Source organism: Butyrivibrio sp. (assembly GCF_017635265.1).
Classification (GTDB): domain Bacteria; phylum Bacillota; class Clostridia; order Lachnospirales; family Lachnospiraceae; genus Butyrivibrio.
This window is the reverse complement of sequence record NZ_JAGBLU010000030.1, coordinates 1-23,379: the sequence shown is the minus strand read 5'-3', so window position 1 is coordinate 23,379 and position 23,379 is coordinate 1. Positions and strand designations below refer to the sequence as shown.

Annotated in this window: 23 protein-coding genes and 1 tRNA gene; 21 read left to right on the top strand and 3 right to left on the bottom strand. The window is 39.9% G+C overall.

Going from position 1 to position 23,379, the window contains the following annotated elements:
- Window positions 1-16 precede the first annotated feature (16 nt).
- Window positions 17-1,051 (bottom strand): hypothetical protein, encoded by a 1,035-nt coding sequence (locus tag J6O61_RS04230; protein ID WP_292209998.1) that lies wholly within the window; start codon window positions 1,049-1,051, stop codon window positions 17-19.
- A 40-nt stretch (window positions 1,052-1,091) separates the two neighbouring features.
- The gene (locus tag J6O61_RS04225; RefSeq protein WP_292209995.1) at window positions 1,092-2,282 is read right to left on the bottom strand and encodes an SPFH domain-containing protein; all 1,191 of its coding nucleotides are present in this window, start codon (window positions 2,280-2,282) and stop codon (window positions 1,092-1,094) included.
- 162 nt (window positions 2,283-2,444) lie between these two features.
- Between J6O61_RS04225 and J6O61_RS04220 the strand changes: the two genes are divergently transcribed.
- From J6O61_RS04220 to J6O61_RS04160, 13 genes are all read left to right on the top strand, one after another.
- Window positions 2,445-3,767 carry an ASKHA domain-containing protein gene (locus J6O61_RS04220; protein ID WP_292209992.1) on the top strand — a complete coding sequence of 441 codons (1,323 nt, stop codon included), beginning with the start codon at window positions 2,445-2,447 and terminating at the stop codon, window positions 3,765-3,767.
- 14 nt (window positions 3,768-3,781) lie between these two features.
- Window positions 3,782-4,114: a cupin domain-containing protein gene (locus J6O61_RS04215; protein ID WP_292209989.1), complete on the top strand. Its 333-nt coding sequence runs from the start codon at window positions 3,782-3,784 to the stop codon at window positions 4,112-4,114.
- A complete protein-coding gene (locus J6O61_RS04210) occupies window positions 4,111-4,281 on the top strand; it encodes a DUF6472 family protein (RefSeq protein ID WP_292209986.1) in 171 nt (56 codons plus the stop codon). The genes J6O61_RS04215 and J6O61_RS04210 overlap by 4 nt, the downstream gene beginning before the upstream one ends.
- Before the next feature lie 12 nt (window positions 4,282-4,293).
- On the top strand, window positions 4,294-5,388 hold the full coding sequence (locus J6O61_RS04205) for an ABC transporter ATP-binding protein (RefSeq protein ID WP_292209984.1): 1,095 nt from the start codon (window positions 4,294-4,296) through the stop codon (window positions 5,386-5,388).
- Window positions 5,385-6,275: a carbohydrate ABC transporter permease gene (locus tag J6O61_RS04200; RefSeq protein WP_292209981.1), complete on the top strand. Its 891-nt coding sequence runs from the start codon at window positions 5,385-5,387 to the stop codon at window positions 6,273-6,275. Before J6O61_RS04205 ends, J6O61_RS04200 begins: the two co-directional genes overlap by 4 nt.
- Before the next feature lie 77 nt (window positions 6,276-6,352).
- Entirely contained in the window at window positions 6,353-7,102 is a 750-nt protein-coding gene (locus J6O61_RS04195) for a carbohydrate ABC transporter permease (RefSeq protein WP_330613722.1), read from the top strand.
- Between the two features lie 236 nt (window positions 7,103-7,338).
- Window positions 7,339-8,934 carry an ABC transporter substrate-binding protein gene (locus J6O61_RS04190; RefSeq protein ID WP_292209976.1) on the top strand — a complete coding sequence of 532 codons (1,596 nt, stop codon included), beginning with the start codon at window positions 7,339-7,341 and terminating at the stop codon, window positions 8,932-8,934.
- Between the two features lie 99 nt (window positions 8,935-9,033).
- A complete protein-coding gene (locus J6O61_RS04185) occupies window positions 9,034-9,840 on the top strand; it encodes a hypothetical protein (protein WP_292209972.1) in 807 nt (268 codons plus the stop codon).
- Between the two features lie 158 nt (window positions 9,841-9,998).
- On the top strand, window positions 9,999-10,805 hold the full coding sequence (locus J6O61_RS04180; protein ID WP_292209970.1) for an FRG domain-containing protein: 807 nt from the start codon (window positions 9,999-10,001) through the stop codon (window positions 10,803-10,805).
- 22 nt (window positions 10,806-10,827) lie between these two features.
- Window positions 10,828-12,447: a hypothetical protein gene (locus J6O61_RS04175; protein WP_292209968.1), complete on the top strand. Its 1,620-nt coding sequence runs from the start codon at window positions 10,828-10,830 to the stop codon at window positions 12,445-12,447.
- A gap of 28 nt (window positions 12,448-12,475) precedes the next feature.
- Window positions 12,476-13,177, top strand: a complete 702-nt coding sequence (locus J6O61_RS04170) for a LytR/AlgR family response regulator transcription factor (RefSeq protein ID WP_292209966.1) — start codon at window positions 12,476-12,478, stop codon at window positions 13,175-13,177.
- Window positions 13,178-13,299: 122 nt separating this feature from the next.
- Window positions 13,300-14,616 carry a type I glutamate--ammonia ligase gene (glnA, locus tag J6O61_RS04165; protein ID WP_292209963.1) on the top strand — a complete coding sequence of 439 codons (1,317 nt, stop codon included), beginning with the start codon at window positions 13,300-13,302 and terminating at the stop codon, window positions 14,614-14,616.
- A 15-nt stretch (window positions 14,617-14,631) separates the two neighbouring features.
- Window positions 14,632-15,180, top strand: coding sequence for an ANTAR domain-containing response regulator (locus J6O61_RS04160; RefSeq protein ID WP_292209961.1), 549 nt, complete (start codon window positions 14,632-14,634; stop codon window positions 15,178-15,180).
- 41 nt (window positions 15,181-15,221) lie between these two features.
- Here the strand turns inward: J6O61_RS04160 and J6O61_RS04155 are convergent.
- Window positions 15,222-15,310 (bottom strand) — tRNA-Ser (locus tag J6O61_RS04155).
- 173 nt (window positions 15,311-15,483) lie between these two features.
- On the opposite strand from J6O61_RS04155, the gene J6O61_RS04150 reads away from it, so the two are divergent.
- The 8 genes from J6O61_RS04150 to J6O61_RS04115 all read left to right on the top strand — a co-directional run bounded on the left by J6O61_RS04150 (window position 15,484) and on the right by J6O61_RS04115 (window position 23,019).
- Entirely contained in the window at window positions 15,484-16,437 is a 954-nt protein-coding gene (locus J6O61_RS04150; protein WP_292209959.1) for a GGDEF domain-containing protein, read from the top strand.
- 117 nt (window positions 16,438-16,554) lie between these two features.
- Complete coding sequence (locus J6O61_RS04145) at window positions 16,555-17,628, top strand: 6-phosphofructokinase (RefSeq protein WP_292209958.1); 1,074 nt, start codon at window positions 16,555-16,557, stop codon at window positions 17,626-17,628.
- A gap of 38 nt (window positions 17,629-17,666) precedes the next feature.
- A complete protein-coding gene (dnaX, locus tag J6O61_RS04140; RefSeq protein WP_292209956.1) occupies window positions 17,667-19,271 on the top strand; it encodes a DNA polymerase III subunit gamma/tau in 1,605 nt (534 codons plus the stop codon).
- Between the two features lie 3 nt (window positions 19,272-19,274).
- Window positions 19,275-19,622 carry a YbaB/EbfC family nucleoid-associated protein gene (locus J6O61_RS04135; RefSeq protein ID WP_292209954.1) on the top strand — a complete coding sequence of 116 codons (348 nt, stop codon included), beginning with the start codon at window positions 19,275-19,277 and terminating at the stop codon, window positions 19,620-19,622.
- Window positions 19,622-20,221 carry a recombination mediator RecR gene (recR, locus tag J6O61_RS04130; RefSeq protein ID WP_292209952.1) on the top strand — a complete coding sequence of 200 codons (600 nt, stop codon included), beginning with the start codon at window positions 19,622-19,624 and terminating at the stop codon, window positions 20,219-20,221. Before J6O61_RS04135 ends, recR begins: the two co-directional genes overlap by 1 nt.
- A gap of 24 nt (window positions 20,222-20,245) precedes the next feature.
- A complete protein-coding gene (locus J6O61_RS04125) occupies window positions 20,246-21,286 on the top strand; it encodes an aldose epimerase family protein (RefSeq protein ID WP_292209950.1) in 1,041 nt (346 codons plus the stop codon).
- A 29-nt stretch (window positions 21,287-21,315) separates the two neighbouring features.
- Window positions 21,316-22,542, top strand: coding sequence for a DUF5711 family protein (locus J6O61_RS04120; protein ID WP_292209948.1), 1,227 nt, complete (start codon window positions 21,316-21,318; stop codon window positions 22,540-22,542).
- 9 nt (window positions 22,543-22,551) lie between these two features.
- The gene (locus J6O61_RS04115) at window positions 22,552-23,019 is read left to right on the top strand and encodes a CvpA family protein (protein ID WP_292209947.1); all 468 of its coding nucleotides are present in this window, start codon (window positions 22,552-22,554) and stop codon (window positions 23,017-23,019) included.
- Window positions 23,020-23,379 lie beyond the last annotated feature (360 nt).

Here is a 23,379-nt window from a genome sequence, read left to right as displayed (position 1 = left end):
GCCAATCTTTCCGGTATTAAATAAATGCAATAATAATAATGTAAATGATGATTGTAGCAATTAATCCAATTGGAATGTAATATTTTAATGCCTGCGTAATACTAAAAGGCAGGTCTCCGATAAACTTTCCGGTTTGTCCGTTCATTGCAAAGAGAAAGTTTTTGCCATTCCAGGTTGTGTTTAAAATATACACAGGGTATAGTGCATACTTGCAAGATGAGTTGCCGGTGCTGCAGCTTTCATGCCTGGTTTTTAGTGAGTCATATCCGACTATTGTATTTCTGAAATCTGCAGAAGCAGAAGCAGACATCCTTTCGAACGCTCTGTTTTTACATGTATCCGATTCGACGTTGTACTTGTTTGCCAAAAAGCCGGCTAAATATCCCATATTAAAAGGAACCATTTTATTATGGTCAAATGGCTCAAGTGACTCCATAAGATCATCGGGCATTTCTTTGGAACCATCAACAGGTACTCTTTCAAATCTCTCATTACCTGATCTTACTATGTCGAAATATTTGGTTTCGGTATACAAGTATTTACTGTCTGACCAGGTTCTGACTTTGGTTCCTTCAAAAGAACCGGAGTAGTTCTGGGTTGCATTAAAGAGCCAGAATGGAACATAGACACCCTTTATTTCATCAATATGATTCTTTTCAAGGAAGACCTTCGGAACAAGGCGCTTTCCTTTGACATAATCTGTATATGTTTTTACAGCATCATCCTTGGTGAGTTTAAATGGAATAATGTAATCCGGCTTGAATTCACCTGTGAATTTTTCCTTTACAACAACGTTGTTGCTGCAAAAGGGGCATTTAAGTGAACCGAGCGACTCTGTGGCCAGTATTTCTCCACCGCAGGAACCACAGCTGTATATGTACATTTCTTCATTGGATTCTGACTGAGTACCACTGCTTTCAGAATTATGGTTTGCGACATAATCTTTTACATCAAACTCAGAATCGCAGAAAGGACATTTCAACTTTTGAGTATGGGGATTAAACTCCATAGCCCCGCCACAGGCGGGGCATTCATATTCTTGTAAAGCCATATTATCCTCTGAATAAAAATCTAATATTAAGTGTTAAGTATTAAGGTCTCGGACTTCCACAGTTGGAGCAGAAATTACCTGAGTTAACAGCACCGCAGGAACACGTCCAGTTTGCTGATGGCTTTGGTTTTCCGCAATTAGAACAGAAATTACCTGTAGAGGTTGCTCCGCATGAGCATGTCCATGCTGAAGAAGCAGATGGAGCCTGAACCTGTGGCTGTTGCTGAGTACCCATATTAAAGAGCTGACCTGCATTCATTCCACCGGTCTGAGCAGCCATGTTCATACCTGCAAATGCCATCATTGGACCTGTAGCAGTATTTTTTGCAGCGTCCTGCATTGCCTGAGCCTGTGCACTTGCCAGAGTTGCTGCAGCCATATTGGGATTTCGGAGCGCACCGGCTCTCTGCAGCTCTTTGATTGTTTTTTCATCTTCTTCAGATGCAACTACGGAGCTTATTCCAAAACTTGAAATCTTGATTCCGTAAACTTTTGTCCATTTATCTGAGAGAACTTCGTTAAGAGCATCTGCAATCTCATTCGTATGTGCAGGAAGCTGGCTGTAACGGATTCCCATTGCTGAAATTTTTGCAAATGCCGGCTGAAGAGCTGTTAAAAGCTCGCTTTTAAGCTGAGATTCAATTTTATCTTTTCGATACTCACCTTCAATGTTTCCGCATATATTTTTATAGAAAAGAATAGGATCAACAATTTTGTAGCTATATTCACCATGGCACTTAATGCTTGCATCAAGGTCAAGTCCGATGTTTGTATCAACTACACGGAAAGGAACAGGATTAACAGTGCCATATTTGTTTCCGATAATTTCTTTTGTGTTAAAGTAGTAAACTCTCTGATCCTTTGCAGCAGTTCCGCCAAAGCCGACACGCTTGGCAAATTCCTTAAAGCTTTCAGCGATAGAGTCGCTTAAATCACCGAAGAATACAGAAGGTTCAGCTGAAGTATCATATACAAATTCACCGGCTTCAGCACAAATTTCTGTTATCTGTCCCTGGTCAACTAAAATGGCACACTGTCCTTCATTTACTGCGATGACAGAGCCGTTAGAAATAATGTTGTCAGAGCCCTTTTTGTTTGCTCCCTTTCCGGCCTTTTTCTCAGCCTTTGTAAGGAGTACGTCATTTGTAAGAGATGGACAATAAAAATACTCCCTCCACTGATCTGCTAAAACATTACCACCTGCAGCAAGTGCAGCCTGAATAAGCCCCATAACAATCTCCTTTCATACTAAAAAACAGTAATTGTCTGATATTTTGTGTAGACAGTTATTATTTTCTCACAAAAACATTCAAAATACTATTTTTTTTTGCCCAAATCTACTGATGCTGATACAATTATGAGGATGAAAAATACAAGTATTTCCCAAAGAAAAATGAATATATACAAGGCCCATGGCTGCATGGGAAATTGTTATAAGTGTCCCAGGAAGTGCAGCGATGCAGAAGCAATAGAAATTCAGAGCACGCTCATAGATGGATCTTTTGATAAAAACTATGATGCTTACGGTATAGCAGTTGACCTTGGAACCACAACCATTGCAGCGGCTCTTGTGGGAATTAGCAATGAGGACAACACAGGTGAAGTTTTGGATACAGCATCTTGTGTCAATCATCAGAGGCGCTATGGCGGCGATGTCATCAGTCGCATTGACAAAGCATCAGACAGCTTTGCGGCATCAGATATGCAAATGCTGGTAAAACGAGATATTTCAGGCTTGGTAAAAGAGCTTTCCCGAAAGGTCAGATCTTCCATAGATATAATATGCATTGCCGGAAACACCACAATGATTCACCTTTTAAGAAAGTATGATGTTTCGGGACTTGGAAAGTATCCGTATACACCGCAGTCCCTTGAGTATGAAGTGTTATCGGGAATGGAATTTGACGATGCGCTGTCAGAAAGTACTGTATTTATATTTCCGGGAATCGCTGCTTTTGTGGGAGGAGATATCGTTGCAGGACTATATGCGCTTGATGTTTTGAGCAATCCGGACAGAAGTAGCCTACTGCTTGACCTTGGAACAAACGGAGAAATAGCATTTTTTGACGGGAGTGTCATTCATGCTACGTCTACTGCGGCAGGTCCTGTGTTTGAAGGAGTCGGGATTAGTTGCGGAGTACCTGCCGTAAAAGGGGCAATAAAACATATAAATATTAAGAATTTTTCCCCGGAATTGGATATAATAGGAGGTGTTGAGCCGATTGGTCTGTGCGGTACCGGAGTTCTTGAAGCGGTATCAGAGCTCTTGAGAGTGGGAATCATTGATGATACGGGGCTTTTAAGTGAAAAATATTTTGAAAAAGGCTATCCTCTTACTGTTACCGGAGATATAAAGCTGTTGCAGAATGACATAAGAAGTGTACAGCTTGCCAAAGCTGCGATTTACTCAGGCCTTTATACTGTGACAAACGGGGAAAACGTGGACAATCTCTTTGTTGCCGGTGGATTTGGATCCCACATCCATATGGATAAAATCATGAATCTCAAGATGTTTCCAAAGGATATAACAGGGAATATTCTTGCAGCGGGAAATACTTCTTTAAAAGGATGTATAAGGTATGTGGTGGAGCATCTCACAGGAAATAGCAGGAAAGCTCTTTGGGATATAGAGAAAATATGTGAGGTTTCACAGGTTGTGCAACTGGCGGAGCTTGACCGGTTTGACAGCGAATATATAGAAGCAATCAATTTTTAGTAAGGAGATAAAAGATGATAGACGAAAGATGGGTATTCCATGGAGACGTAAAACCTGAAGATCAGGGAAACGGTGTGGTAAGGCGGGTTCTTGCTTACAGTAAGGACCTTATGTGTGTAGAGAATACTTTTGAAGAGGGGGCTATCGGGGCGCTCCATCATCACCCGCACACTCAGATAACATATGTAGTCAGTGGTAAATTTGAATTTAACATTGATGGAGAAAAAAAGATTGTTACGGCCGGCGATACAATGCTTAAGACAAACAGTGTAGAGCATGGATGTGTTTGCCTTGAAAAGGGTATCCTTCTGGATATTTTTAACCCTATGAGAGAGGATTTTGTATGATCTGTGATACCTGTGCCAATTATGTGTATGATGATGATTGGGAATGCTATACATGCATGGTAAATATGGATGAGGATGACTATTACAGAATGATGTCTGGAAATCGCTTAGAATGTCCCTACTATCAGGATAATGATGAATATAAAGTAGTAAGACATCAGATGTAACTGGAGGAGAGTATGAAAATTGTTTTAGAGCATTTGACCAAGAGGTTCCCAAACAGGAACAAAAAGATAAAGGGAGACGTCATTGCGGTTAATGATTTTAACTTTACTATACCCGACGGAAAACTCATCGGACTTTTGGGACCTTCCGGCTGTGGAAAAAGTACAGCGCTTAATCTGATATGCGGATTGGAAAAGCCTTCAGAAGGGAAAATAATTTTTGGAGACACAGATGTTACAGAACTGGCCCCTGAAAAAAGAGGAGTCGGACTGGTGTTCCAGAATTATGCGCTTTATCCGCATCTGACTGTCTATGAGAATATCAAATTTCCATTGGAAAACTTAAGAGGCGACAAGAAACTGTCCAAGGAAGAGATGGATGCCAAGGTAAAAGAGGCTGCAAAGCTTGTTCAGATTGAAGAGCTTATGGACAGACGCCCAAATGAGATGTCGGGTGGACAGCAGCAGAGAGTGGCCATTGCCAGAGCTCTTGTAAAAAGGCCGCAGGTTCTTTTGCTGGATGAACCCCTTTCCAATCTGGATGCCAGACTCAGACTTCAGACAAGAGAAGAACTTAAGCGAATCCAGCTTGAGACAGGAATAACTACAGTATTCGTAACGCATGATCAGGAAGAGGCCATGAGCATTTCTGATCTGATTGTTGTGATGAAAGAGGGAGTTCTTCAGCAGATGGGAAAACCTCAGGATATATATGATGATCCTGATAATCTTTTTGTGGCAAGCTTTCTTGGAACGCCTCAGATAAATGTATTTAACGGCAGGATAAGAAACGAAAAGGTCTTGATTGGAGACGCCGTTGTCCTTGATGTCAAAGGGGCAAAGGATGGTGAGGTTTTTGTGGCTGTTCGTCCTGAAGGATTTATTCTTGATGAGGATGGACCATTTGAATGTGGTTACGAAAACCGCGAGATCATGGGAAGAGACACAAGTTTAATTGTTACTCACCCTGATTTTACGGGCGAGAAGATAAGAGGAATAATTCCTTCCGATGCTGAAGTCAAGATATCAGACGGGAAAGTGAGATTTTCACTAAAGAGGGGCAAGGTACATGTTTTTGATGGAAATACAAAAGAGAGGATAAGGCTATGAAGAAGAACCTGACTGCGTGGCTTTGCCTTTTGCCGGCTATATTGTTTTTGGGTATTTTTATGGTTTACCCTTTATTTGATGTATTTGTTTATTCCTTTGAAGAGGGCTATAACTTTGCATCGCAGAGTTTTTGGGGGACAGGTCTATACAACTATTCCTATGTTCTTCATGATCCGTTTTTTATTCAGGCTCTTAAAAACACCTTTATAATAGTAATAATTACGGTTCCGTTATCTACCGGAATCGCTCTTTTAATATCCTTAGAGCTTAGCAGAATCAAGGTTTTAAGGGATTTCTTTCAGACTGTATATTTCCTTCCTTATGTTACCAACACACTGGCAGTAGGACTGGTATTTATGATCCTATTTAAAAAGACTGCGTACTCGGATGGACTTATTTCCATTCTTATCCAGTTTTTTGGAGGTCCCTCCGTTGATTTTATTGACGGACCATATGCCGCCAAAATGTTCGTTATGTGCTTCTATACAATTTGGATAGTTATGCCATTTAAGATACTGATCCTTACAAGTGCTTTGGCATCAGTAAATGAGATGTACTATAAGGCGGCAATTGTGGATGACACGCCTAAATGGAGGATTTTTTACAAGATAACACTTCCTATGATTTCTCCTATGGTTTTTTATCTGGTTATCACGGGATTCATCGGAGCTTTTAAGGCATACAGCGATGAGGTTGCTTTGTTTGGAACTGACCTTAATGCAGCAGGGATGAATACGATTGTTGGATATGTATATGATATGCTCTACGGAAACAGCGGCGGCTACCCTTCATATGCATCAGCTGCAGCGCTTATTCTTTTTGCAATAGTATTTACAATTACAACCATAAACCTCATGGTAAGTAGAAAGACGGTGTATTATCAATGAAAAATAAAACCAGAAATGTGATAATTTATGCTTTTCTCACGTTGTGGGCAATTATAGTGCTGTTTCCCTTTTATTGGATGATATTAACCTCTATAAAAAGCTACAGCTCATACAATTCTGAATATGTCCCGAAGTTCATAGCTCTAAGTCCAACTGTTGAGAACTATGTAACAGCATTTACAGCAGTTCCGCTTGCCAAGTATTTCCTTAATACTATTGTTTTCACAGTAATTACAACAGGAATGATGCTGGTGGTTGTTGTGCTTTCGGCATTTGCCTTTGCGAGGCTTGATTTTAAGGGGAAAGACCTTTTGTTTTCTCTTTTCCTCTCTCTTATGATGATTCCAAATGAACTGGTTATTATCACAAATTTTGTTACTATTACCAATTTGAATATGAGAAATACATTTTCGGGACTGATTTTACCGTCTGTAACTTCAGTGTTTTACATCTATCTTTTAAAAGAAAACTTTGAGCAGATACCGGAAAACCTTTATAAGGCTGCTAAAGTAGATGGAACCTCGGATTTCAGATATCTTTTCAGAGTCATGATCCCTATTTCAAAGCCTACCATAGTTACGATTACGATTCTTAAGGTTATTGAATGTTGGAACTCCTATGTATGGCCAAGGCTCATTACCGATGATCAGAATTATTTCCTTGTTTCAAACGGTATTCAGGAGATAAGAGAGAATGGTTTTGGACGAGAGAATGTTCCTGCAATGATGGCAGCAGTAGTTGTAATATCTGTGCCACTTGTGGTTCTTTTCCTGGTATTCAGGGATAAGATCATGGAAGGAGTTGCAAGAGGCGGCACGAAGGGCTGAGCTGTGAGAACTTGCTGAGGTATTTTCGAAGCTAGTTCGAACGTGTTAAACCGAACACAGTGAGGTTTAACTTCCTTGTTCCTCTCAAGTGGTGGAAGAAGCTTTATAAGTATTGATGGGCAGATGAAGTTACATAATCGCTTTGGGGACGTTCCCACAAAGACTGATTATGAAACCATCATCTGCTAATGAATGGTTTATGATAGCTTCTGATATTTCAGAACGGAGACGTTACTATGACTATAAATGTGAAAACTATAACTTTATCAATATTTGCAGCAATTGTGCTAACGGGATGTCATGGTTCTAAAGGTGGAAGTGAGTTTAATATACCGGAATCATTTGATGAATCGAAGAATATAGAGATAACATTTTGGGCAAAAAATGATACAAATAAGGTCCAGACAGAGATATACAATAAAGCGATAGAGGACTTTGAGAATATATATCCGAACATAACTGTGAATATGAGACTGTATACGGATTATGGCAAGATCTATAATGACGTAATCACGAATATATCAACCAATACAACGCCGAATGTCTGCATTACATATCCGGATCACATTGCTACATATCTGACAGGCAGCAATACTGTGGTGCCGCTTGATGGTTTGTTTGCAGATGAGAAATACGGTCTTGGCGGAAGTGAAGTAAAGTTTGATTCGGTAAAAGTCGATGAGATTGTGCCGGAATTTTTGAATGAGTGCGTAATAGGGGACTATCACTATGCTGTTCCATACATGAGATCAACTGAGGCATGCTATGTGAACAAGACTTATGTTGAGGCTCTTGGATACGAACTTCCCGAAACTCTTACATGGGATTTTGTCTGGGAAGTATCAGAGAAAGCCATGGAAAAAAATGCAGATGGAACCTTTAAGATAAATGGGCAGCAGGTTATGATTCCATTCATTTATAAGTCCACTGACAATATGATGATACAGAGCCTGTGGCAAAAGGGGGCTCCTTATTCTGACTCCGACGGTAATATATTGTTATTTAACGATACGACAAAAGAAATCCTGAATACCATTTCAGAGCACACTAAATCAGGAGCATTTTCAACCTTTAAGATTTCCGGATATCCTGCAAATTTCTTAAATGCCGGACAGTGTATATTTGCTATTGATTCAACAGCAGGTGCTACCTGGATGGGAAGTGATGCGCCTCTTGTAGATATTGCTGAAGATAAACTGGTGGATTTTGAGACTAAGGTAATGACAATTCCACAATATGATCCTGAAAATCCAAAGATGATATCACAGGGACCGTCTGTTTGTGTATTTAATAAGTCTGACTCACAGGAAGTCTTGGCGTCTTGGCTTTTTGCTCAATATCTTTTGACTAATGATGTTCAGATAGCTTATTCAGAAACAGAAGGATATGTTCCTGTTACGTTAAAAGCCCAGAACGCATCTGAATATCAGGATTATATCGCTAAAGCCGGAACTGATAATGATGATCATTATCAGGTGAAAATAGATGCTGCAAAGCTTCTTATGGACAATACTGAGAATACTTTTGTCACACCGGTATTTAACGGTTCAACATCTGTTAGAGATGCCGCCGGGCAGATGATCGAAAATGTTACAAAAGCTGTTCGAAGAAAGAAAACAGTAGATGATAAGTTTATTGATGATCTTTATGAAGAGGTGAAATCTCTCTATCATCTTGATCAGGGCGGAAGCAGTGGGGCCATAGGCGGACAGAAAAAAGAACTTGGTGCGCTCCCTTCCGAATCAGTAGTGTTCTTAATCCTCTTGTTTTCAGCCTGGGTGATTATAGGTGCTTTTGCAATCAGAGACAAAATTAGTGGTAAATCCAAATAAATATTTGTATTTTAATTATTATTTAGTATAATTTCTTTGTTTGGTATTGTTAGACATCTATAGTGGATGTCTCATAACTTTTTTTCATGGAGGGATATTATGAAAAAGACATTAGCAGTAGTTTTGACAATGGGTCTTGCTCTTTCATTTGTAGGATGTGGAAGCAAGGCAACAACAGAGACTGCAGAAACAGCAACAGAGGCTGTATCAGAGGCAGTTGAGACAGCAACAGAAGCTGCATCAGAAGTAGCTGCAGAGGCAGTTTCAGAGGCATCAGAGGCAGTAGCAGATGATGCTAAGTCAGAAGGCGTTATGACATACGCTGAGTTCGCAGCAGCTGAGCTTGAAACAGAGGTTGTAGTTGAGACTTATGTACAGGCTAAGCAGTCATGGTGGGAAGATAAAGCAACATTCTATACACAGGATCAGGATGGCGCTTACTTCATCTATGAAATGGCATGCTCAGAAGACGATTATAACAAGCTTGTACCGGGTACAAAGATTAAGGTTACTGGTGTTAAGTCAGAGTGGTCAGGCGAAGTTGAGATTGTTGATGCTACATATGAAATTGAAGAGGGTAATTTCGTAGCAGAAGCTAAGGATGCTACAGATCTCCTTGGCAAGGACGAACTCATTGACCTTCAGAATCAGCTTGTTTCTTTCTCTGATATGACAGTTGAGTCTGTTGCGTTTAAGAATGATCAGCCCGGCGATGATATCTATGTTACACTTTCAAAGGATGGAGCTAGCTACGATTTCTGCCTTGAGTACTACTTAAACGGCAGCGATGAAGAATTCTACAACCTTGTAAGTGGTCTTGAAGCCGGCACAGTTGTAGATGTTGAAGGTTTCCTTTACTGGTATGAAGGAGCTAATCCACACATCACAAAAGTTACTGTAAAGTAATCTAAAGTTATTATTTAGTAAACAGCCGTTGTTATTTTGCAGGCTGTGTGAGAAAGTGATAACAATCTAAATGATTTATGGGCCCCACGGCGTATGCTGTGGGGTTTTCCTTTTTTATGCTATACTTATCTTGACCGGAGATATACTGAAAGGGATAAATGATGATTAAAGAAATACATATTGATACTTTGGAAGAGCTGTTGCCTCTTTTGACAGAACAGGAGTACAGGCCAGATCTTGATAGAAACAGAAGCCCATATGTATACAGGGGAATGTCTGATTCGTCATTTAAGATGTACACAAGTCTTAGCAGAAATTGCAAAGATCTTCAAAAACAGCTGGAACCGGCGATTCTGGAGAATTTTGCCAAGTATGCCATAAATGATGAGCCTTCCATAGGGCACTCTGTTTGGAGACAGATGATTCTGGGACAGCACTACGGACTTCCTACAAGGTTATTGGACTGGACACAATCGGCACTGGTAGGGCTGAATTTTGCTATGACAGAAGAGAATCTGGAAGAGATGGACAAACATGATTGTATGGTTTGGAGAATCAATATGTCCGAAATGGTTGATCATCTTCCCGAACCGTATAAATATGCGGTAAACAGAAAACACTCAACGATTTTTACAGTAGATATGCTAAAAGAACTTACAGGAAACAGCTTAAAACAGTATGATACGGATATGGGAGATTCATCAATGGTTATAATCGAGCCGCCATCTCTCAATCAGAGAATCATTAATCAGCACTCGTTTTTCGCGGTAGTTCCGACAGGTATTAAGGATATAGAAAAGTTCCTTTCGGACAATACAGAGGACACCGTTAAATATATTATTGATAAAAAGCTAAGGTGGAGAGTTCGAGATATGCTCGACCAGCTCAATATGAGTGAGCGAATTGTTTATCCTGGACTTGAAGGACTTTCCAAGTGGATAGCACGTCACTATTACGTCAAGTGATTTATCAAAAAGGAGTGAAATTATGAAGAAGAAAATTGTGTCAGGGTTATTATCTGTAATGATGATTGTTATGGCTGTGGGATGTGGAAGCCAGGTGAGCGAAGAAACTGCTGCAGATAGTTCATCTGTAGAGGCAAGTGTTGACGAGACCGTAAATAACATACCGGAAATAAAACTTGAAGGTACTCTTGAGTATGGATGGGCTACCGATCACATTTCTGATGAAGATTACGGTGAAATGTCTAACATTCTGGAAAAAGAGGAAATAGCTGAACTTGATGATGACAGCAGATTTCAGAGGGTATATGGAGATCTTAGTATGGAAGTCAGCGTGTGGGATTTATTAAGCGTTGGCGAAGGAAACAAGGATTACAACGACTATGGAACAGTGGTTGTGACAGGCTCCGGCAAGTATAAGACAGCTTATCCTGAAGTAAGGCATGGAAGATGCCCGGCTGTAGGTGTAGACTATGATGACAATACCATGTGGCTTGTTGGTGAAGCGATTTCAGAAAATGGTGTTCATGCAGAAATTCCGTATTATTTCTCAATCGGAACAGATAAGTCTGAGATGATTTATGCGGTTGATCCTGTACTTGTTCAGGAAAAACTGCTTGAAATGATTACATTAAATGTAACTGAAGACAAGATTTCTTTTAACAGTGATGGAAATAATCTCTGCGAGATCAATAATCCGGGAGATGTAGAAAGTATCTGCATTGGTGATCATATCAGTTATACACTGAATGCGGGAAATGACCTGATAGTCAAGGTTACACCCGGTATTAAGACAACGGGAAGCTCAGAAGCGGACTATGAGAACATGCCGACTATTATAGGAACTTTAGTGCCTACAATGGGAAGCGATGGCGTTTATAATGATTTCGAGATCAAGGCATTATCTGCTCTTGCCTACAACCAGGTATCCCTTGATAATCCAACGGCGCTGGATGATGCTATTTCTTCTGCAATCCTTAAGTCAAATGCAGGAATGTATTCTCAGGGAGAACTTGCAGCAGAGGGACATATCCTTATGAGCAGTGAGGAGGATGGACCGCAGGTGAAAGCGTATTGCCTTGCAATGTATGGCGAGTATGAGTTCCAGAATGGCAATTTTGTAAAGTGCTCGGGCAGCGGAGCTATACCTACGGTTATCACATTTGTGTTGAATGATTCAAAGGAATACACTCTTGTAAGTTATGAAGAGGCTGAAGACGGAAGTAACTTTGTTCCTTCAATAAAAAGAATGTTCCCTGAAGATCTTTGGGCCAGATGCATAACTACCGATGAAGATGATTTCAACGAGCTTAATAAGTTAGAGCGAGGCTATGCTCAGGAGTATGTTTCCGGTATAGAAAGAGAAGATGCTGAAGTAGGTGATTATGCTGATTTTGAATACGAATATGACAGCGATTACGGAATACCCGAAGAAGTGTCCAATGAGATCAGCGAGGTTCAAAGCTCAAACAGTTTCATAAATAGATGCCCGATGTGGTATGGCTACCGTGAAGCTATTGAAGAAGGAATCCGTTATGTGTATAAAAAAGAATATGACAAAACGGAGAATAAGATTATTTTTAGCAAGGTAGATTATGAGACCGGAGAAGTCGTTGAATCTGAAGAATTCAGTGCTGAAAAATAAAGTAACAATAGAAAAACCGGGGGATTTTATGTACAAGGTTGCAATTTGTGATGATGAAAAAAGCTCAGCTGCTGAGGCGGCAAAGCTTTTGGAAAGATATAAAAGATCAAAATCAGGTGTTGATTTTAAAGTGGATATCTTTAACTCATCTATAGAACTTCTTGGCGCTATGGAAAAAGACAGCTATGACATATATCTTTTGGACATCTATATTGATAAGATGAATGGCATAGAAATAGCAGATGCAATCAGGAAAAAAGATAGTGGCGGTCAGATTATCTTTATGACTTCTTCTAATGCATTCTATAAAGAGGCTTTCAGAATACATGCCGTTCATTATCTGGAAAAGCCAATTCTTGAGGAAGAGTTTTTTGCTGCTATGGATAGGGTGTGCGTTGAAGAAGAGATTCACTACATCACAGTCAGGGACAGCGGCGAAGTCAGTAAAGTCTCTGTAGATGATATAATTTATATTCAATCAGAGGACCATTATAAGCGGATTGTGACAGTAAATAGAAGTTACCTTGTAAGAAGTACAATGCAAATGCTGATGGATGACCTTGGGGATGTTTCATACTTTTATCTTTTGGGCAAGAACGTCATTGTAAACTTAAAAAAAGTACTAAGAATAACAAAGGATGCTCTGACAATGGAAGACGGGATAGAGTTTGCGGTTCCAAGAGGGACTTACAGGATTATAAGTGACTTGGTTTTACAGTATAGTTTCTGATTTGTTCGTTGACAGTGACGACAAAAATAAATAATATAAAAATAGTGGCAAGGGCGCCAAGACAATGATCAGAGGGATCGTTTGTTTTGTGCGCCATTTTTGTTATTTGTATGGAGGGAAAAATGAGCAAATACACCAGAGAGGATATTATACGTATCGTTGATGAAGAGGATGTGGCTTTTATAAGGCTCCAGTTCTGTGATCTTTTTGGAGTACCCAAAAATATTGCCATACCTTCAAGTGGTCTTGAAAAGGCCTTGGACAACAAGTACGCCTTTGATGGAATATCTGTTGAGGGATTTGTAAGAAATGAAGAGAGTGATATGTATCTTTATCCTGATCTTGACAGTTTTGAGATATATCCATGGAGACCACAGGCGGGGAAGGTTGCCAGAATGTTCTGCAATGTTTATACCGCAGATAACAGGCCATTTTCCGGAGATCCCAGAAATGTGCTTAAACAAGTGGTTGAAAAAGCAAAGGAAATGGGGCTCAATTTCAAAGTAAATCCTCAGCCCGAGTTCTTTTTGTTCGATTATGATGATAATGGTCAGCCCACAACCACTACCAAGGAAAGAGCCGGATATTTTGATGTTGCACCTCTTGATCAGGGGGAGAATGTCAGAAGAGAAATAATCCTTAATCTGGAGGAAATGGGATTTGATATTGCTTCCTCACATCATGAGATAGCGGCTGCACAGCATGAAATTCAGTTTTCCGGAGAGGAACCTGTGAGGGCGGCTGATATGATTATGACCTTTAGAATGGCAGTAAAGACAATTGCCAAGAAGCACGGACTTTATGCAACTTTTATGCCTAAGCCTGTAGAAGGTATAAGCGGATCCGGAATGCATATGAGCTTTGTATGTGCTGATGAAAATGGAAAAAATCTCTTTACATGCGATGATGGACAGCTTTCAGATACAGCAAAGCAGTTTGTTGCCGGTGTTCTCTGCCATGTGAAGGGGATGACACTGATAACCAATCCTATTGTTAACTCATATAAAAGATTGGTTCCCGGTTATGATGCGCCTGTTAATATATCATGGTCTTCTAATTCGGCTAACAGAAGTGCCCTTATTCGAATTTCAAAAGACCTTGACTTAAATCCACAAATTGAAGTGAGAAATCCCGATGCCACCTGCAATCCATATCTTGCAATAGCTCTTTTGCTGGCAGCAGGTCTTGATGGAATAGAGAAAAAGATGACACCTCCGGAAGCAGTATCTGAAAAAGATGACAACAAAGGAATGGATCTTGATGTGCTTCCGCACACACTTGGAGAGGCGCTTTATTCATATCAGACAGACTCTTTTACCAGAGAAGTTCTTGGAGCGGATGTTCATAACAAGATTCTTGAAGCCAAGAAAACTGAGTGGAAAGAGTTTAGAACCTGTGTGACAAAGTGGGAAATCGATAAGTATCTCAATAATTTCTGATTCGGGGCAGCTTGAGTGAATATAATCGTAGCTTTTTCAAGAGCAGAGGATGCTCAGCATATAAAAAGCATATTGCTGCGTGGCGGATATGATAACGTAATTGTCTGTACAACAGGTGTGAAGGCGCTTTCTGCCATGGAGGATCTCGGGAGCGGAGTCATAGTATGTGGCTACCGCTTAAATGACATGCTCTTTTCTGAACTTGCGCAGGACCTTCCCGGTTATTTTCAGATGCTGATGATTGCATCTGCGGATAAGGCTCCTTTTGATAAATATGGAGAAAAACTGGTATTTCTTCCATCTCCATTTTCAAAAGCAGACTTTTATTCAACTATCAACATGATGCTTGAAGGTGTTACTTTATCCAGAAAAAAGGCTAAACAAAAAAGGCTTCATAAAAGTGAAGCCGATATGAAGACCATAACCAAAGCCAAAGAACTTTTGATGGAGAGACATCATATGTCTGAACCCGAAGCACACAAGTACCTGCAAAAGTGCGCCATGAACTCAGGCACAACAATGCTTGAGGCTGCAGAGATGGTGATATCGCTTAACAGTGTTTGATATTGAGAGTGGAAGCATGAAAGCACGAACATCATATAGAGCGGAGTTGAGGGGATTTGAACCCCTGCGCCGGACGAGCCGACCTACCGGATTTCGAATCCGGACCCTTCAACCACTTGGGTACAACTCCAAAAATGACGCTGCAGAATAACTGCAGCGATTTTTATTATACGTTTTTCCTAAACTGTCGTCAATGAGAACGTTTATACTTTATTTCTATTTTTATTATTGTTTTGTAATAGAAGCGATCGAAAAAACATAATACAATAGTTGTGTGAATGGTAATCAGTATTAAGGAGAGAAATGTCAAATAAAATTTTTAGATTTTTGGATTCTTTTGTTAAGGCAAGAGGATTAAGAGCTATTGCTAATATTTATGGAACAATGGTCAGGATCGATCTTGCTCATGATGATCTGGAAATCATAATATCCACTGACTACGGAATAACCGAAAAGCTTGCAAAGGGACGCCATAACGCCGCCCGGATTGTGGAAGAAGTGACAAATAGCTTTGTTGAGTCAAGATCCTTGGACGACATGCATGAATTCATGGATCTGTCCACTTTGAACAAGAGACTGTTAGGAAAAGAGACAATCACATTAGAGTTTCTTAATTATGATCATATATGGTATCGCGCCCGCTTTATCGTAGAAGAAAGAGATTCTGACAAAAATGTCATCTGCGTGATTTTTGCAACGGAATCAATTGATGAGGAGAAAAGAACAAGAGACAAATTAAAATTTCTGGCAGAAACCGATCAGCTTACCGGTATTAACAACAGGGGAAGCGGGGAAAAGAAAATTCGTGACTTATTGCAGCAGAATATTGGAGGCTTGTTTTTCCTTTTTGATGTTGATAAGTTTAAAGAGGTTAATGATAACTACGGACATGACGTTGGAGATGAGGTTCTGATTGGTATAGCAGAGAAGATGGTCCGTGTTTTCAGAGATAAAGATATAGTAATGAGACTTGGCGGAGATGAGTTTGCTGCTTATATGCCGGGAGTATACAGCAGAGAAGATGGAGAACTCATAATGAAGCGCTTGATTGACAGTATCCATAACCTTAATATAGAAAGGCTGTCAGACAGGAAAATTGATATTAGCGTCGGTGCGGCAATTTACTATCCGACAGATTCATTTTCTTTTGGAGAGTTATATAAACGAGCTGACAACAGCGCTTATAAGAGTAAAAAGATCTGTGGCTCTGCTATTACTTTTTTTGATCGCAGTGGCGTGAAAAATACAGGAGAATAGCTCGGAAACAGGTTTGCGTATTACTTGGCATTGATTACTTTTTTTTGTATAATTGTCAGTAGTATGTGCGTTTACAAATAACTTTTTAGCATATTAATTCAAAGGAGGCCTTTTCACATGATGAGAATCGGTATGTTGACCAGTGGTGGTGACTGTCAGGCTTTGAATGCAGCGATGCGCGGAGTGGTTAAGTGTATTGCGCACAGCGGTGAGGAAGTTGAGTTTTACGGCTTCAAAAATGGCTATAAAGGGCTTATCTATGGCGATTTTAGAATGCTGTCGTCTCACGACTTTTCAGGTATTCTGACTAAGGGAGGGACAATTCTTGGAAGTTCAAGAACTCCTTTTAAGACTATCAGAGAGCCTGATGAGAACGGCCTTGATAAAGTAGAGGCTATGAAGCAGAACTACTATAAGCTGCAACTTGATTGCCTTGTGGTTCTCGGCGGAAATGGGTCTCAGAAGACAGCTAATCTTTTAAGCGAAGAGGGACTCAATGTTGTATCACTTCCCAAGACTATAGACAATGACCTTTGGGGAACAGATATGACTTTCGGTTTCCAGAGTGCTGTAGATGTAGCTACACAGGTCATCGATAATATACATACAACAGCAGATTCTCATGGCCGTGTATTTATAATAGAAGTAATGGGACATAAGGTTGGATGGCTTACGCTCAATGCAGGACTTGCAGGTGGCGCGGATGTTATCCTTATTCCGGAGATTCCTTACGATATTGGCAAGATTTGCGAAGCAATCCAGGCAAGAGATAAACGCGGCAGCAGATTTACTATCATAGCGGTTGCAGAAGGTGCAATTTCTAAAAAAGATGCCAAACTTTCCAAGAAAGAATACAAGGAGAAGATGGCCAATTACAAGTATCCTTCTGTGTCGTATGAAATAGCTGAGGCAATTCAGAAAAAGAGTGGACACGAAGTAAGAGTTACTGTTCCCGGGCACATGCAAAGAGGCGGAGCGCCTGATCCTTATGACAGAGTATTCGCTTCAAGACTTGGGGCAGAGGCGGGACAGCTTATTTTAAATAAAGAATATGGTTTTATGGTGGCTTACAAGAACAGAGAAATCGTTAAGGTTCCTCTTTCAGAGATTGCCGGCAAGCTCAAATATGTATCGCCGGATGCCAGCATTATCAGGGAAGCCAAAATGCTGGGAGTTTGCTTTGGGGATTGATTATAAAAAAGTTTTGTTATAGGTGGAAGTTGTTTTAAATGGGTTATGTAGCTCTTTACAGAAAATTCAGACCTCCTGTTTTTGAAGATGTTAAAGGACAGGATCATATAGTTACAACACTTAAGAACCAGATTAAATCTGATAGAGTTGGACACGCTTACCTGTTCTGTGGAACTCGCGGAACAGGTAAGACTTCTGTTGCGAAGATTCTTGCCAAGGCAGTTAACTGTGAGCATCCTGTTGATGGCAGCCCTTGTGGTGAGTGTGAGATGTGCAGAGAGATTGCAGCAGGAAATAGCATGAACGTTATAGAAATTGATGCTGCATCCAATAATGGTGTTGATAACGTCAGAGAAATCATCGACGAAGTTTCCTATTCACCAACTAAAGGTAAAAGAAAAGTATATATAATCGACGAGGTGCATATGCTTTCGGCAGGAGCATTTAATGCACTGCTAAAGACACTTGAAGAACCTCCTTCTTATGTTATGTTTATTCTGGCTACTACAGAAGTTCAGAAGATTCCAATTACTATTTTATCCAGATGCCAAAGATATGATTTCCACAGGATAACGATAGAAACAATAGAGGGAAGGCTCCGTGAAGTTGTAGATGCAGAAGGCATAACTGTTGAAGAGAAAGCTCTCAGATATATTGCCAAGACTGCTGATGGCTCCATGAGAGATTCTTTGAGCCTTCTTGATCAGTGCCTTGCTTTTAACTACGGTCAGGAATTGACTTATGACAAGGTGCTTGGAGTGCTTGGAGCTGTAGACACTGAAGTTTTCAGCAGACTGTTCAACGCGCTGTATAAACAGGATGCCAATGATGCGCTTACAATTTTGGCAGATATAGTAATACAGGGCAGAGAGCTTAATCAATTTGTCAATGATTTTGTCTGGTATTTAAGAAACCTTATGCTTGTTCAGGCTTCGGATCAGATGGAGGACGTTATCGATATATCATCTGACAATCTGAAAGCATTAAAAGAGCAGGCGGAAGGTGCAGATACTGATACAATATTAAGATATATCAGAATTTTTTCGGAACTGTCATCGCAGCTTCGTTATGCTACGCAAAAACGTATTTTAATAGAAATAACGCTGATAAAAATGTGTAAGCCCCAAATGGATAAGGCTGAAGATGCTTTTGAAGACCGACTTAGAATTCTTGAACAGCATGATGAGGAAAACAGCAGACTTTTAAAGGAAATTCAGACAGGGCAGGTTACTGTTGCTTCAAATAGTGCGGCAGCTCCTTTAAATGCAGCGATGACACAGGGACAAAAGAAAACTCTTGACAGGGCTGTCCCGGATGACATAAAAAGACTTGTGAATGATTGGCCTAAAATTCTTTCCCGAATGGACAATCCAATGAAGACTTACTTGCAAAAAGCAAGGTTAAGCCTTGGAAATGGAGATATTTTGCAGATTGTTTTTGACAATAAGCAGTTATCGGATAAATATTCAAACGGCGCATCTTCTGAGGAACTTCAGAATGTGCTGGACCAGGCGCTTGGTAAACATGTGGAATTTGAAACAAGGTTTATTGAACCGCAGGTTGTATTTGAAGAAAATTATGTAAATCTACAGGCTATCAATTTTAATATAGTTACTGAGGATGACGAAGAAAAGGAGAATTAACTAATGGCAAAACGTGGTGGATTTCCGGGCGGAGGAATGCCCGGTAACATGAGCAATTTAATGAAACAGGCGCAAAGAATGCAGCGTCAGATGGAAGAAAGCCAAAAAGAACTTGAGACAAAAGAGTTTACTGCAAAAGCCGGTGGCGGAGCGGTAGAAGCTACTGTATTTGGCAATAAGAGTGTTAAAAGTATTGTAATCTCACCTGATGCAGTTGATCCTGATGATGTAGAAATGCTTCAGGACATGATAGTTGCAGCCGTAAATGAAGCCATGAAGCAGGCTGATGAAGCCAGTGGAGCAATGCTTGGCAAGATGACAGGCGGTCTTGGCGGAGGATTTCCTTTCTAATGGATTTATACAGCGGACATATTAACCGACTGATTGATGAACTTGCTTCTCTGCCCGGGATAGGCGGTAAGTCAGCACAGAGACTTGCTTTTTATATAATCGGTCTTCCCAAGGACAGAGTTAAAAAGCTTGCGGACTCAATAACCAATGCTCGTGAAAATGTACACTATTGTAAGGTGTGCTGTACACTTACCGATGATGATATCTGTCCAATATGTAATAATCCTAACAGAGATCATAAAACAATTATGGTTGTAGAAAATGCCAGGGATTTGGCTGCATATGAAAAGACAGGTAAGTTTGAAGGTGTATATCATGTGTTGCATGGAGCAATTTCACCTATGCTCGGAATAGGACCTGGTGATATACGTTTGACAGAACTTATGCAAAGGCTTCAGACTGAAGATGTGAGAGAAGTGATTGTTGCAACTAATTCAAGTCTTGAAGGCGAGACAACTGCTATGTATATCAGTAAACTCGTTAAACCTACGGGGATTAAGGTTACGAGGATAGCCAGTGGAGTTCCGGTTGGTGGTGATCTTGAATATATTGATGAAGTTACACTTTTAAGAGCGCTAGAGGGAAGAACAGAACTATAATCGCACTTAAATCGGAGGAAAACTATGGGAGTAAGAAAAGAACTTGTTGGAAAAGCACCAAGTGGAGAGCAGGTACATGCTTATCACATTAGCAACGACAATATGGAAGTTGTCGTATTGGATTATGGTTGCATAATCAGAAATATTATTGTTCCTGATAAAAATGGAAATAAAGTAGATGTTGCTTTAGGATTTGATAATCTTGAGGGATATTTTGTCAATGATTGTTTTCTTGGCGCTACAGTAGGCCCCAGCGCTAATAGGATTGCAAATGCTAAATACTGCATTGATGGAAAAGAATTTAAGCTTCCGGTAAATGATGGCCCTAACAACCTGCATACTGATATGAATAAAGGTTTTCATAAGCGTGTATGGAATGGAGAAGAAAGCGATAATTCAGTTAAATTCACGCTAAATTCTCCCGATGGAGATATGGGCTTTTCCGGAAACAGGGTATTTACACTTACAATATCTTTGTCAAAAGATAATGAGTTATCACTTCGCTATCATGCAAGCAGTGATGCAAAGACGTTAATCAACATGACCAATCATTCATATTTCAATTTGGGCGGACACAATTCAGGAAGTATCCTTGGTCATATGCTTAAACTGAATGCCAAAAAGTATACACCTGTAATTGATTCTGCTGCAATTCCGACAGGAGAAATTGCATCTGTTGATAATACGCCTTTTGACTTTACTTCAGCCAAGACAATAGGACAGGATATTGATGCAGACAATGAGCAGTTAAAGTTTGTCGGTGGTTATGATCATAATTTTGTAGTTGATGGGGCCGATGGAACTTTAAAAGAATTTGCTGTAGCTTCTTCTCCTGATACAGGAATCACAATGAAGTGTTTTACAACTCTTCTGGGATTCCAGCTCTATGTAGGTAACTTTTTAAAGGCAGACAATGCAAAAGAAGGCGCAACGTATGCACCGAGAAATGGATTCTGCCTTGAAACACAGTTCTATCCGGATTCGATTAATCAGCCTTCTTTCCCGGAGCCTGTATTTGGACCAAGCAGAGAATATGATACAGAGACTGTATACCAGTTCTGTTAAAACACAATATTTTAACGGAGAGATATATTTTGGCGGAAGTAAGAGATTTTAGCGCTTATGCCGGAAAATTGAATAATAGCGGTGATGATAAAGGAAACTCTAACAGGGAGACTTCATATAAGGAAAAAATACGAAGTCATAAGCTGGCAGTTTTTTTTAGAACCGTGAGCATAGCTGCTATAGTAGTTCTTTTGGCTTCTGCAATCTATATCAGTTGGCGCGATAAAGAATATTCAGAAGCTACTGTCACTCGGGGTGCAGGAATAACCAACGGAGCAGATGCCAAGGTTATCGGTCTTGGCGGATATATAGTTCAGTATAGTAAGGATGGTATCAGCTGTATCGATGAAAGCGGAAAGGTTCTTTGGAATCAGACTTATGAGATGCAGAATCCTATAGCCCGTACATGTCAGAATGTAATTGCTGTGGGCGACTACAATGGACATAACGTTTATGTCAGTAACTCATCCGGCGCATTGGGTGAAATTGACACCAATCTTCCTATAAGAGACTTTTGTGTATCGGCTCAGGGTGTAGTGGCAGTTGTGCTTGATGGAACAGACGTTACCTGGATTTATCTTTATGATTCGAAGGGAAATACTATTGCTAATTTCAAAACCACTATGAAAGACAGTGGATATCCTATCAGTGTCAGCATTTCACCAAATGGAGAACTGGTTTGTGTTTCATATATCTACCCTGAAGACGGAACTGTAAAGACAAGCGTAGCGTTTTTTAACTTTGGATCGGTAGGACAGAACTCAATTGATAACTATGCAAGCGGATATGATTACCCGGGAGTGGTTGTTCCATATGTACAGTTTATGAACTCAAGCTCGGCATTTGCGGTTTCCGATGACAGAATAATGTTTTATTCCGGTGAGGAAAAGCCGGTAAGTCTCAGTGAAAACTTTACAGGAACCGAACAGGTAAGATCTGTGTTTTTTAATGAGTCTTACGTGGGGCTGGTCTTCTCAAACAGTACTGATGAAGGGAATTATAGACTTCAGGTCTATAATAACTCCGGAGAACTCGTTCTTAATACATACTTTGATATTGATTATTCTGAGATTATATTTAACAACAAACAGATTGTTATATATAATGAAGACGAATGTATCATAAAAGATATGAGTGGGCACGACAAATTCACCGGAACATTTGAAGAACCTGTAAGGACTATGGTTCCAACAAATATCAGAAATAAGTTTATACTTGTTACAGCTGACAGTGTTGATACATATACATTAAAGTAAGGGAAATTTATGAATTTTGATATTTCACAAGTGGTTTTGACTATAGTTGTTGTCTGCCTGTTCCTTTGGAGAATATCATATGGAAAAAATAATGGCCTGTTTGCGGAAGCTACAGGCCTTATTGCTGTCTTTGCCGCATTTGCCTCGGTATATTACATTATAAATATTACCGGGAGTGTACTTGATCAGAACTACGGAGTAATAATACCTAAGGTGGGATATTTATTGGTTGCTTTCGTGGTTTATAAGATCATGACTGCTATTGGCGATGCTTTTAAGAAGATGAGAGATGTTCCGATATTCGGAGCCCTGGACAGGTTTTTGGGGGCAGTGCTTGGAGCTGTTGAAGCTGCAGCTATAATTTATCTCATAGAATATGTTACTGATTTAGAGATAATAACCGGTGTAATGACTGTTTTAATGCAGCTGTATGCTTGTATTTACAAGGTTTTTAATGAAAGTTTTATAAATAATTAAAAAAACTGTTGCATTGTAAAAAAAGTAGTGATATACTTTGTTTTACCCGCTGTGAGGGGAACAACCTCAGTAAATAAGCGGATTTCCGACAATTGAACATTTCAATGAGTCGAAAAAGATAATTTAAAAAAGTTGTTGACAAACATCTGAAGCTGCGATATACTGAATGAGTTGCTGCTGAAGAGCACAACAACAAAGCACCTTGACAAATAAACAGTAATGCAACCCTGAAAAATTCCAAGAGAATTATTCAGAACAAAGATAGTAAATTAACGGACAGAACGAAAGCCAAGCTTAAGTTTTGACCAGATCAAACTTTTAAACGTGAGAGTTCGATCCTGGCTCAGGATGCACGCTGGC